This window comes from Streptomyces sp. SudanB5_2050, assembly GCF_964272335.1.
GTDB classification, from domain to species: Bacteria; Actinomycetota; Actinomycetes; order Streptomycetales; family Streptomycetaceae; genus Streptomyces; species Streptomyces rochei.
In genome coordinates, this window is record NZ_OZ186760.1 from 2,898,541 (window position 1) to 2,909,584 (window position 11,044).

General features: G+C 73.6%; 9 protein-coding genes. 4 read left to right on the forward strand and 5 right to left on the reverse strand.

Annotated features, from left to right (window positions below):
• Positions 1 to 33 precede the first annotated feature (33 nt).
• The 3 genes from ACFZP7_RS12915 to ACFZP7_RS12925 all read right to left on the reverse strand — a co-directional run bounded on the left by ACFZP7_RS12915 (position 34) and on the right by ACFZP7_RS12925 (position 5,143).
• Positions 34 to 915, reverse strand: a complete 882-nt coding sequence (locus tag ACFZP7_RS12915; protein WP_019325482.1) for an ABC transporter permease — start codon at positions 913 to 915, stop codon at positions 34 to 36.
• A complete protein-coding gene (locus tag ACFZP7_RS12920) occupies positions 912 to 3,563 on the reverse strand; it encodes an alpha/beta fold hydrolase (RefSeq protein ID WP_385634467.1) in 2,652 nt (883 codons plus the stop codon). The genes ACFZP7_RS12915 and ACFZP7_RS12920 overlap by 4 nt, the downstream gene beginning before the upstream one ends.
• 158 nt (positions 3,564 to 3,721) lie before the next feature.
• Positions 3,722 to 5,143: an APC family permease gene (locus tag ACFZP7_RS12925; protein ID WP_019325484.1), complete on the reverse strand. Its 1,422-nt coding sequence runs from the start codon at positions 5,141 to 5,143 to the stop codon at positions 3,722 to 3,724.
• A 345-nt stretch (positions 5,144 to 5,488) separates the two neighbouring features.
• Here ACFZP7_RS12925 and ACFZP7_RS12930 point away from each other — a divergent pair, with 345 nt between their 5' ends.
• Positions 5,489 to 6,349 carry a hypothetical protein gene (locus ACFZP7_RS12930; RefSeq protein ID WP_385634468.1) on the forward strand — a complete coding sequence of 287 codons (861 nt, stop codon included), beginning with the start codon at positions 5,489 to 5,491 and terminating at the stop codon, positions 6,347 to 6,349.
• Positions 6,350 to 6,431: 82 nt separating this feature from the next.
• On the opposite strand, the gene mmsA is transcribed toward ACFZP7_RS12930, so the two are convergent.
• Complete coding sequence (gene mmsA, locus ACFZP7_RS12935; protein ID WP_125772989.1) at positions 6,432 to 7,934, reverse strand: CoA-acylating methylmalonate-semialdehyde dehydrogenase; 1,503 nt, start codon at positions 7,932 to 7,934, stop codon at positions 6,432 to 6,434.
• A 794-nt stretch (positions 7,935 to 8,728) separates the two neighbouring features.
• On the opposite strand from mmsA, the gene ACFZP7_RS12940 reads away from it, so the two are divergent.
• Both ACFZP7_RS12940 and ACFZP7_RS12945 read left to right on the forward strand, forming a co-directional pair.
• A complete protein-coding gene (locus ACFZP7_RS12940) occupies positions 8,729 to 8,920 on the forward strand; it encodes an AlpA family transcriptional regulator (RefSeq protein ID WP_019325487.1) in 192 nt (63 codons plus the stop codon).
• Between the two features lie 49 nt (positions 8,921 to 8,969).
• A complete protein-coding gene (locus tag ACFZP7_RS12945; protein ID WP_385634469.1) occupies positions 8,970 to 9,572 on the forward strand; it encodes a GNAT family N-acetyltransferase in 603 nt (200 codons plus the stop codon).
• On the opposite strand, the gene ACFZP7_RS12950 is transcribed toward ACFZP7_RS12945, so the two are convergent.
• Positions 9,559 to 10,596, reverse strand: coding sequence for a zinc-dependent alcohol dehydrogenase family protein (locus ACFZP7_RS12950; RefSeq protein WP_019325489.1), 1,038 nt, complete (start codon positions 10,594 to 10,596; stop codon positions 9,559 to 9,561). The two genes, ACFZP7_RS12945 and ACFZP7_RS12950, sit on opposite strands and share 14 nt — an antisense overlap.
• A 166-nt stretch (positions 10,597 to 10,762) precedes the next feature.
• Here ACFZP7_RS12950 and ACFZP7_RS12955 point away from each other — a divergent pair, with 166 nt between their 5' ends.
• Entirely contained in the window at positions 10,763 to 11,002 is a 240-nt protein-coding gene (locus ACFZP7_RS12955; RefSeq protein ID WP_019325490.1) for a heavy-metal-associated domain-containing protein, read from the forward strand.
• The last annotated feature ends 42 nt before the right edge of the window (positions 11,003 to 11,044 follow it).

Here is an 11,044-nt window from a genome sequence, read left to right on the forward strand (position 1 = left end):
CGAGTCCGCGGGCTCCACCGGCCGGGGACGGCGCTAGGACACCACGTCCTTGCGGGCGAAGCCGCGGAAGGCCAGGGCGAAGAGCACCAGGGCGTACGTCACCGACAGGGACGTGCCCTGGATCAGCCGGGTCCAGTCCAGCTCGGGCCGGACCGTGTCGAGCCAGGCGTACTGCCAGTGCGCCGGCAGGAGGTCGCGCCAGCCGCCGAGGGCGGTCACCTCGTCCAGGACGTTGCCGATGATCGTCAGGCCGACCGCGCCGCCGACCGCGCCGAGCGGGGCGTCGGTCTTGGTGGACAGCCAGAACGCCAGCGCGGCGGTGACCAGTTGCGAGACGAAGACGTACGCCACCGTGATCGCCAGGCGCTCGGCCGCGGTGCCGGTGGGCAGGCTGCCGCCGGTGGGCAGCTCCAGCGGCCCCCAGCCGTAGGCGGCCGTCCCCACGGCCAGCGCGACCAGCGGCAGCAGGACGATCGCCGCAAGGCTGAGGAGCAGGGCGACGACCAGCTTGGACCAGAGCAGGCGGGCGCGGGGCACCGGCGCGGCCAGCAGGTACCGCAGGGAGGACCAGCCGGCCTCCGAGGCGACCGTGTCCCCGAAGAACAGGGCGACGGGCACGACGAGGAGGAACCCGGCGGAGGCGAACAGATTCACCGCGGCGAAGTTGGCTCCCGACGCGGTGGCCGAGTCCATCAGGCTGATCTGGTTGTTCGGCCCGCCCGGCTCGCCGCCGATCCGGAAGGCGACGAGCAGCACGAACGGCAGGGCGAACAGGATGCCGCCCATGACGAGGGTGCGTCGCCGCTTCAACTGGCGGACCAGTTCCACCCGCACGGGCAGCGTGCGGCCCGCGCGGTAGCCCTCGGCGACCTCCTGGGGGCCGGCGGGCGCGGCCCGTTCGACCTGCGTGCTCATGCCGGGTCTCCGATCAGGGTGAGGAAGGCGTCCTCGAGGCGGCGGTGGGGGCCCACCGACTCCACGGGCACGTCCAGGCGGACGAGTTCGGCGATCAGGTCCCGGGCGGTGCCGTCCGGTCCGAGCCGCACCAGCAGACCGCCGTCGGCCACCGCCGCCGAGGCCACGCCGGGCAGCGCGGCCACCTTCTCGGCCAGGGGCGCGTCCACCACCGTGGAGGTGCCCACCAGCAGCGTGTCCCCGGTGCCGACGATCTCGGCGACCGGGCCCGCCTGGACGAGCCGTCCGCGGTCCATGACCACCAGGTGGGTGCAGCTCTGCTCGACCTCGGACAGGAGGTGGCTGGAGACGATCACGGTGCGGCCGGCCGCGGCGTAACGGATCATCACCTCGCGCATCTCGCGGATCTGCGGCGGGTCCAGGCCGTTGGTCGGCTCGTCCAGGATCAGCAGGTCGGGCAGGCCCAGCATGGCCTGGGCGATGGCCAGACGCTGGCGCATGCCCTGGGAGTAGGTGCGCACCGCGCGGGCGAGCGCGTCCCCGAGCCCGGCGATCTCCAGGGCCTCCTCGAGGTGGGCGTCCTCGGGCGGGCGGCCGGTGGCCCGCCAGTACAGCTCCAGGTTCTCCCGGCCGGACAGGTGCGGCAGGAAGCCCGCGCCCTCGACGAACGCGCCGACGCGCGAGAGCACCGGGGCGCCGGGCGCGATGGCGTGGCCGAAGACGCGGATCTCGCCGCCGTCCGGGCCGATCAGGCCCATCAGCATGCGCAGGGTGGTCGTCTTGCCCGCGCCGTTCGGCCCGAGCAGGCCGAGCACCTGGCCCTGTTCCACGCGGAAGGACAGGTCCCGCACGGCGTACCGGTCGCCGGACTTGCCGTACCGCTTGGTCAGGCCCGTGATCTGGAGCGGGACTCCGGCCAGCGCCGGGTCGGGCGGCGGCGCCGTGGTGCGGCGGCGGGCGGTCAGCAGCAGGACCGCGGCCACCGCGGCGCCCGCGAGCGGTGCCCACCACACCCAGGCGGGCAGCCCGGCCACCTGTCCGGTGTCGCCGAGGCCCGTCGGGACCGTCAGGCCGCCCTTCAGGGAGACGGTGTACCGCGCGGGCGCGGCCGGGGAGGCGTACCCGAGGTCGGTGGAGGACAGGACCAGGCGCAGGCGGTGGCCGCTCTCCACCTCGTGGTCGATCGCGGGCAGGGTGAGCTTCACGTCCCTGCCGTCGCCGACGCCGTCCACCCGGACGGGCGTGACCAGTTGGGAGGGGAGCACGGGCTGGGCGCCGCCGGGTCCGACGTCGTACACCTTGGCGAAGAGCACTGCTTCGTCCTTCGTGGACTTCACGTGCACGGTCGCGGTCGGCGAGCCGGTGATCCGGACGTCCTCCTCCAGCGGCTCCGACTCGAACGCGGCGTGCTGGCCGGGGAAGTCGAGGGAGACGCCGACGCCGAGGGAGGAGAGCTGGGCGAGTCCGCCGGAGCCGCCGATGCCGGGGAGGGCGGAGACGGCGGGCGGGTTGGCGCCGGCCGGGTTGTCGAAGGTCTGCTCACGGCCCCGCAGTGCGACCGGGCGGGGGTCGCTGCCCAGTCCGGGGTAGGTGTCGGCGCTCACGCCCTCCAGGCGGGGCTCGCCGTCGCCGCTGCCGGTGCCGACGGTGCGGGTGACGCGGAAGGCGGGGCCGGTGCCGGCCGACGCGTCGTCCTTCAGGTAGCGGTCGAACCACACCCCGATACGGGCCTCGACGCGGTCGGTCTCCAGGTCGCCGCCGTCGTGCCCGCCCGCGATCCAGTCGACGGCCACCGGGGCGCCGTTGTCCCGGATCGCCTCGGCGGCCAGGTCGGCCTGGCCCAGCGGGAAGAGGGAGTCGGTCTGGCCCTGCACCAGCAGGGTGGGTACGTCGATGCGGTCGGCGACGGCCTGCGGGCTGCGCTCGTCGAGGAGTGCCGTGGCCGCGGCGTCCGGCTTCCCGGACTCGGCGACCCGCTGGTACATGCGGCACAGGTCGTCCTCGAACCGCCCGCAGCCGCCGCCCAGGTTGACGAAGATGCCGGCCCACAGCTTCTTGAAGACGCCGTTCGGGAAGAGGGCGTCGGAGAGGTTCCAGTAGGTGACGGCCGGGGCGATCGCGTCGACCCGGTCGTCGTGGCCGGCGGCCAGCAGTGAGACCGCGCCCCCGTAGGAGCCGCCCGCCACGCCCACGCGCGGGTCGCCCTTCCCGTCCAGCCGGACCTCGGGCCGCTCGGCCAGCCAGTCGATCAGCCGGGAGACGTCGGCGACCTCGCCGTCCGGGGCGTTCAGCCCGATCTTCCCGGTGGACTCGCCGAAGCCGCGCGCCGACCAGGTCAGGACCGCGTACCCGTCGCGGGCGAGGTCCTCCGCCTGGTCCCGCAGGTCGGCCTTGCTGCCGCCGAAGCCGTGGGCGAGCAGGACCGCGGGGCGGCGGCCGGCCGGACCCGCCGTGAAGTAGGAGGTGTCCAGGCGCACCCCGTCGCCCACGGCCACGACCCGGTCCGAGCGGTGCACCGGTGGCGGGTCGTCACCGGCGACGGCCGTCCAGGTCCCGGCACCGGCGAGCACGACGACGGCGGCCGCGGCGGCGAGCAGCCGCCGCGGTCCCCGTAGCAGCCCTCGCACGCGGGGCAGTCGAAGATCCATGGGTCAACGGTACGGGCCGCCGCCGACATCGGTGGCAGTCCCGGGGCCGAACCTCCGCCCCTCCCTGGGGCGTAGGGCGCGGGCGCCGCGTACCGCGGGCGCGGTACGCCGAGGGGCGGCCGGCGCCGTCCGCGCCGGCCGCCCGGGCCCGGAGCGCGTCACGGCCGGGACGGCTCGCGCACGTCCTCGGGGACCGTCACCAGCCACCGCGTGCCCCGGCGCGGACGCAGGTACAGGGCCCAGTACAGCGTGGCCACCGCGGTGATGCCGCCGGTCCACAGCAGGTGGCTCGTCTCCTGCTGGGTCAGGATGTAGGCGAGGACGGCGATCAGCAGGACCGGGACCGCGGGCCACAGGGGCATGCGCCACGCCTGCGCCCGCCGGTGGGGGCCGCGCCGGGCGAGCAGGGCGGCGACGGCGACGAGCAGGTACATCCCGGTGACGGAGACGCCCGTGACGCCGTACAGGGTGTCCAGGTCGACGAAGCACATCGCGGCGCCCGGCACGCCGACGGCGAGGGTGGCGACCCACGGGGAGCCGAACCGGCCGAGCTTGGCGAAGACGGTGTTCACCGGCCCGGGCCACGCCTTGTCGCGGGCGGAGGCGAACAGGACGCGGGAGTTCTGGATGACCATGACGATGCCGGCGTTGACGATGGCGAGGGCCACGCAGAGGCTGACGAAGGTGCCGACGGCGGAGTCGGACCAGGCGGTGACCATCGCGCCGATGTCGCCGCCGGTCAGCTCCGCGAGGTCGGAGGCGCCCAGGGTGATGGCGGCGACCGGGACCAGGATGATCACGGCGGAGATGCCGAGGGTGGCGAGGACCGTGCGGGCGACGTTGCGGCGCGGGTCCTCCAGTTCCTCGGAGAGGTAGACCGCGGTGGAGAAGCCCTGGGTGACGAAGAGGGCGATGGCGAGCCCGGAGACGACCAGCACGGCCGTCACGGGGTCCGCGCCGCCGTCCGCGCCGGCCACTTCCATGGAGACGAGGCTGCCGGGGCCGCGCTCGGCGTGGGCGAAGCCCAGCACCGCGACGACGGCCGCGGCGATGACCTCCAGGACCAGGAAGACGCCGGTGATCCAGGCGTTGGCGCGCAGGTCGAGCAGGCCCGCGAGGGTGGCGAGCAGCATCACGCCGGCGCCCGCGAGGGACGGGTCGAGGCGCACGACCGGTTCGAGGTAGTCGGCGGTGCCCATCGCGATGACCGGCGGCACGATCATGACGACCAGCAGGGAGAGCACGAAGACCAGCCAGCCCGCCAGCCGCCCGGCCATCGTCGACACCATGGCGTACTCGCCGCCCGCACTGGGGATGAGGGTGCCCAGCTCGGAGTAGCAGAACGCCACGGCGACGCACAGGAGGGAGCCGATGGCGATCGTCAGGGTGGTGGCGGTGCCGAGCGAGCCGAACAGGTCGGGGACGACCACGAAGAGGGTCGATGCGGGGGTCACGCACGAGAGCGTCAGCAGGGTGCCGCCGACGACGCCGATGGACCGCTTGAGGGTCCGGGACTCCGGAGGGGCCGGGACGTCCGGGGGCGCGGCGGCGGTCTCGGCGGGGCGGAGCGTGTCGGTCATGGAGCGGTTCCGATCGACTCGTGCGGTGGGGTTCGGGCGGGAGCGCTATCGCCTCCGGCGGCTTGGTCGTACGTGGTTCTCGTCCGCTCCCGACGCCAGATGGAATACCGACGAAAACCGCCGAGTCAATGGCCGTTTACCTACGGAAACCGTTGTCCGATACGGGGTCGGCGACCGGAAAACGCATCAGTCCCCTTTCCTGAAGGGCCCCTTGAGGGCGTGCGGGAACCGTGGGGGGCGGGGCGAAAAAACGTGGCGCCGTCCGGCGGCCGGACGGTGTCGGTGGTGCCCGGTAGAGTCCCGCGCACAGATGAATCACAGGAACACGGCAACGGGTGGGGACTCATGAAGCTGAGGTACACCGCGGCCTGGGTGGGGCTGACGGCGGCGGCGATGATCACGGCGACCGCGTGCGGGACGGAGGGGGCCGAGAAGGCTTCCGAGGGCGCCGAGAAGGCGGCCGACACGGCGGTGAGCAAGGCCGACACCATCATGGCGGCGCTCTCGCGGGCCACCGACCGGACCGAGGAGCTGGGCTCCGCGGAGGTCAGGACGACGACCGATCTGGGCACCGGCGAGCCGATCGCCATGGACGGCACGTACTCCTGGGGCGACGGCTACGCGCTCGACGTCGCGATGGACACCGAGGCCGTGCAGATGCAGGAGCTGACGGACTCCCCGACCGTGCGCACCCTGTTCGTGGACGGCGCCTACTACTACGACATCGACCCGCAGCCCGCCGGCCCGCTCGCGGGCAAGGAGTGGATGAAGATCGACGGTTCGGCGATCTTCGGCGAGTCGGGCGCCGCCGCGTTCAGCGGAGCCGCCGGCGGGGCCGGCCCGGCGGACTCCATGAAGGGCCTGAAGTACGCCAGCGACGTCGAGGACCTCGGCGCGGAGACCGTCAACGGCAAGCCCACGACGCACTACCGCGCGGTGCTCGACGGGGAGGACATGGGCAAGTTCAAGGAGGCCTTCAGCGGCGCCGACAGCATGCTCGGCTCCGCCGGCGTCGACTCGATCACCATGGACATCTGGGTGGGCGAGAAGGACCTGCCGGTGCGTCTGAAGCAGGAGTTCGGCTCGATGACGGTCACCATGGACTTCGACAGGTTCGGGGCCACCGAGGAGATCGTGGCGCCGCCCGCCGAGGAGGTCGGGGACCTCACCGAGGAAGTGAAGGACTCCGGGGCGATGACCGGCTGAGACCGCACGGCGGTGCCCCGGCCCGCACGGGCGGGCCGGGGCACCGGTGTCGGGGCGTCCGCGGTGGTCGCGGTGGGCGCGCTCAGTGGTTGCGCGGGAAGCCCAGGTCCACGCCGGCCGGGGCGTCGGCCGGGTCGGGCCAGCGGGTGGTGACGACCTTGCCGCGGGTGTAGAAGTGCGTGCCGTCGTTGCCGTAGATGTGGTGGTCGCCGAAGAGCGAGTCCTTCCAGCCGCCGAAGGAGTGGTAGCCGACGGGGACCGGGATCGGCACGTTCACGCCGACCATGCCCGCCTCGACCTCCAGCTGGAAGCGGCGGGCCGCGCCGCCGTCCCGGGTGAAGATCGCGGTGCCGTTGCCGAAGGGCGAGGCGTTGATGAGGGCCAGGCCCTCCTCGTACGTCTCGGCGCGCAGCACGCACAGCACCGGGCCGAAGATCTCGTCCCGGTACGCCTTCGCCGTGGTCGGCACCCGGTCCAGCAGGGAGATGCCGATCCAGTGGCCGTCCTCGTGGCCGTCGACCGTGTACCCGGTGCCGTCCAGGACGACCTCGCAGCCCTCGGCCGCCGCGCCCTCGACGTAGGACGCCACCTTGTCGCGGTGCGCCTTGGTGATGAGCGGGCCCATCTCCGACGTCGGGTCGTCGCCCGGGCCGATCTTGATCTTCTCGGCGCGCTCGCGGATCTTCTCGACCAGTTCGTCACCGACGGCGCCGACCGCGACGACCGCGGAGATCGCCATGCAGCGCTCGCCGGCCGAGCCGTAGGCCGCGGAGACGGCCGCGTCGGCCGCCGCGTCCAGGTCGGCGTCGGGCAGCACCAGCATGTGGTTCTTGGCACCGCCGAGGGCCTGGACGCGCTTGCCGTGCGCGGAGGCGGTGGTGTGGATGTAGCGGGCGATCGGGGTCGAGCCGACGAAGGAGACCGCCTGGACGTCCGGGTGCTCCAGGAGACGGTCCACGGCCACCTTGTCGCCGTGCACGACGTTGAAGACACCGTCCGGCAGGCCGGCCTCGGCGAGCAGTTCGGCGATCCGGTTCGCGGCCGACGGGTCCTTCTCGCTCGGCTTGAGCACGAAGGTGTTGCCGCACGCGATGGCGATGGGGAACATCCACATCGGCACCATCGCCGGGAAGTTGAACGGCGTGATGCCGGCGACCACGCCGAGCGGCTGCCGGATCGAGGACACGTCCACACGGGTGGCGACCTGCGTCGACAGCTCGCCCTTCAGCTGGACGGTGATCCCGCAGGCCAGGTCGACGATCTCCAGGCCGCGCGCGACCTCGCCGAGCGCGTCGGAGTGCACCTTGCCGTGCTCGGCGGTGATCAGCGCGGCGATCTCGTCGCGGTGCGCGTCCAGCAGCGCCCGGAACTTGAAGAGGATCGAGGTCCGCTGGGCCAGCGAGGACTGACCCCAGGTCAGGTACGCCTCCTTGGCGGCGGCGACCGCGGCGTCCACCTCGTCGACGGAGGCGAAGGCGACCTTGGTGGTGACCTCTCCCGTCGCCGGGTTCGTCACCGGCCCGTACGTGCCCGAGGCGCCTTCGGCGGTCTTGCCGCCGATCCAGTGGTTGACGATGTTCGTCATGACCGAGAACTCCTTCACAGATGGCGGCGACGGGTCGAGACGTGCCGTTGGTCCAGCTCACGGGCGGTGACCGGGGACGGCCGGGGCGCGGTCCGCGGCCCTCGGGTCACGGCCCGCGACCTCCGGGTCACGGTCACTGCCATGGGTCCATCCCAGCAGGCGGGCGCTCCGTGCGCGCCCGACACTGTGTATGCCGTTCGGGCGTCCGAGTGGACACGTGGGGCAGTGTCGCCCGGTCGGCGGGGCGCGGGAACCTCCGGCGCGGGGGCGGTACGAGCGGGGAGTCGGCGCTCGCGCCTCGCTCCTGCCAGGGCGGGGCGGCCGTCCCGCGCCGGAGGCGTTCGGTGGGGGAACCGGCGTCGGCGGGCGCGTGCTCCGGGCCCCGGCCGATCGGGTCGTGCGCCATCGCCTCCCCCTTCGTGCCCGCCGTGGTGTCTCCCCCGGTTTCTAGCCCCGCGGGTGCGGCCTGTCAATGTTTTGTCCGGACATTCGGACGACATGGTCCGGACGGTCGTCCGTACGCCCCTCCCAGTGCCGCGCTACGCCCGGAGAGTCAACGCGCCACGCCTGAACGCCGGTGGACGACTTCGTGGCACTCGTGTCACAAAAGGCCCGGCTCCGTCACGCATGTCACGGGCGCACGGGGCTTCCGTCACATCCGGGAACGGCCCCTGACCGCTCGTCACCCGGTGTCGTTCACCCGTCGCAGGCTTGGTGATCACCGACGCAGCACCCGGCTCCCCCCAGCGGCCGTCCCCGGTCGCCGCCGAGGTGCGCACAGGGAGGTGCGACCAGTGACCGACCGAAGGCTCTGGTCCTACAAGGACATCGCGGCCCACATCCGGGTCCAGCCGGACACCGTGCGGTCGTACCGCAAGCACGGGCTGCTGCCACCGCCCGACCACGTGGAGCGGGGCAAACCGTACTGGTACGCGGACACGATCCGGGCCTGGGTGGCGTCCCGGCCCCGCAACCGGAAGCGGTAGGCCGGAAATCCGTTCGGGGTTCCGGCGCCGGCTGGGGCACGATCCGCCCATGGACTTCTCCGTCAAACCCGTCCTGACCGGCGAGCGGACCGTGCTGCGCCCCTTCACCGAGGCGGACGCCGCGCGCATGGGCGAGATCATCGGCGACCCCGAGGTGCGGCGCTTCACCGGATCGCCGGGGCACGAACTCACCCCCGAGCTGCTGCGCTCCTGGTACGGCTCCCGCAGCGCGCAGCCCGACCGTCTGGACCTCGCCGTCACCGACTCCGCCGACGGCGAGGTGCTCGGCGAGGTCGTGCTCCACGCCTGGGTGCCCGAGGAGCGTTCCTGCACCTTCCGCACCCTGATCGGCGCCCGGGGGCGGGGCCGGGGCATCGGCACCGAGGCGACCCGGCTGATCGTCGGGTACGCCTTCGAGGAACTCGGCCTGCACCGCGTCCAGCTGGACGCCTACGCCTTCAACGACCGGGCGCTGCGGGTGTACGAGAAGGTCGGCTTCGTCCGCGAGGGCGTGCGGCGGGAGGTGGAGCGGCGGGACGGCGTCTGGGTGGACGAGGTGCTGATGGCCGTCCTCGACCGCGAATGGGCCGCCCACCGCGGTCACCCCGGCGGTCGCGCGGGCCGGCCGGCGGCCGGTGTCAGGGCTCGATGACCGTCACGCCCGCGCCGGGCGCCGTCCCCATCGCCGACAGGGCGGCCGGGACCTCCGCCAGCCCGATGGTGGAGGTCACCAGCAGGTCGGGCCGGAGCACGCCGGTACGGACCAGCTCCAGCATCGGCGGGTAGGTGTGCGCGGCCATCCCGTGGCTGCCCAGCAGTTCCAGCTCCAGGGCGACGGCGCGGGCCATCGGCACCGGTGTGGTGCCGTCCGCCGAGGGCAGCAGCCCGACCTGGACGTGCCGGCCGCGGCGGCGCAGACCGCCCACGGACGCGGCGCAGGTCACGGGCGAGCCGAGGGCGTCGAGGGAGAGGTGGGCGCCGCCGCCGGTGAGGTCCAGGACGGCCGCCGCGGTGTCCGGTGCGCGGGAGGCGTCCACGCACTCCGCCGCGCCGAAGGCGCGCGCCAGTTCCAGCGCCCGCGCCGAGACGTCCACGGCGACCACCCGGGCGCCCGAGGCCGCGGCGATCATCACCGCGGACAGGCCGACGCCCCCGCAGCCGTGCACCGCCACCCACTCCCCCGGCGCGACGCGGCCCTGCTGCACGACCGCCCGGAAGGCGGTGGCGAACCGGCAGCCGAGCGAGGCGGCGGTCGCGTACGACATGCCCTCGGGGACGGCGACGAGGTTGACGTCGGCGTGGTCCAGCGCGACGTACTCGGCGAAGGAGCCCCAGTGGGTGAAGCCCGGCTGGGTCTGGCGCTCGCACACCTGCTGATCGCCCGCCGCGCAGGCCCCGCAGCTCCCGCAGGCGCAGACGAAGGGCACGGTCACCCGGTCGCCGGGCCGCCACCCGGCCACCCGGTCGCCGACCGCCTCGACGACACCGGCCAGCTCGTGGCCGGGCACGTGCGGCAGCGTGATGTCCGGGTCGTGGCCCTGCCATCCGTGCCAGTCGCTGCGGCACAGCCCGGTGGCCTCCACGCGCACCACGACGCCGTGCGGCGCGGGCCGCGGGTCGGTGACCTCCCGCACCTCGGCCGGTTCCCCGAAGCGCTCGAACACGACCGCGCGCATCCGTCACCCTCACTTCCGTACTGTCGTGGGCGGAGTCTCCGCCTCCCGCCCCTCATCTCACGGCAGGCCCATCCGCATTCATACCCCCTAGGGGTACAGTGTGAGGTGAGTGGTCCGCGCCGGACCACGGCTTCCGCCCTGCACGCCCTCGACGAGGAGTAACGACATGACCGCCCAGACCGACACCCAGGGCTCCGTCACCACCGTCTACAAGGTGAGCGGAATGAGCTGCGGACACTGCGAGGGCGCCGTCTCCGGCGAGATCTCCGAGATCGCGGGCGTCGGCTCGGTGCAGGCCGTCGCCTCCACCGGCGTGGTGACCGTCGTCTCCGAGGCGCCCCTCGACGACGAGGCCGTGCGCGCCGCCGTGGACGAGGCCGGCTTCGAGCTGGTCGGCAGGGCCTGAGCGGCCGCGCCGCCGCCGGCACCCCAGCACCGCCCACAGTCC

Coding starts and splice junctions, on each gene's coding strand:
- ACFZP7_RS12915 (WP_019325482.1), bottom strand. CDS start 915: ATGAGCACGCAGGTCGAACGGGCCGCGCCCGCCGGCCCCCAGGAGGTC.
- ACFZP7_RS12920 (WP_385634467.1), bottom strand. CDS start 3,563: ATGGATCTTCGACTGCCCCGCGTGCGAGGGCTGCTACGGGGACCGCGG.
- ACFZP7_RS12925 (WP_019325484.1), bottom strand. CDS start 5,143: ATGACCGACACGCTCCGCCCCGCCGAGACCGCCGCCGCGCCCCCGGAC.
- ACFZP7_RS12930 (WP_385634468.1), top strand. CDS start 5,489: ATGAAGCTGAGGTACACCGCGGCCTGGGTGGGGCTGACGGCGGCGGCG.
- mmsA (WP_125772989.1), bottom strand. CDS start 7,934: ATGACGAACATCGTCAACCACTGGATCGGCGGCAAGACCGCCGAAGGC.
- ACFZP7_RS12945 (WP_385634469.1), top strand. CDS start 8,970: ATGGACTTCTCCGTCAAACCCGTCCTGACCGGCGAGCGGACCGTGCTG.
- ACFZP7_RS12950 (WP_019325489.1), bottom strand. CDS start 10,596: ATGCGCGCGGTCGTGTTCGAGCGCTTCGGGGAACCGGCCGAGGTGCGG.
- ACFZP7_RS12955 (WP_019325490.1), top strand. CDS start 10,763: ATGACCGCCCAGACCGACACCCAGGGCTCCGTCACCACCGTCTACAAG.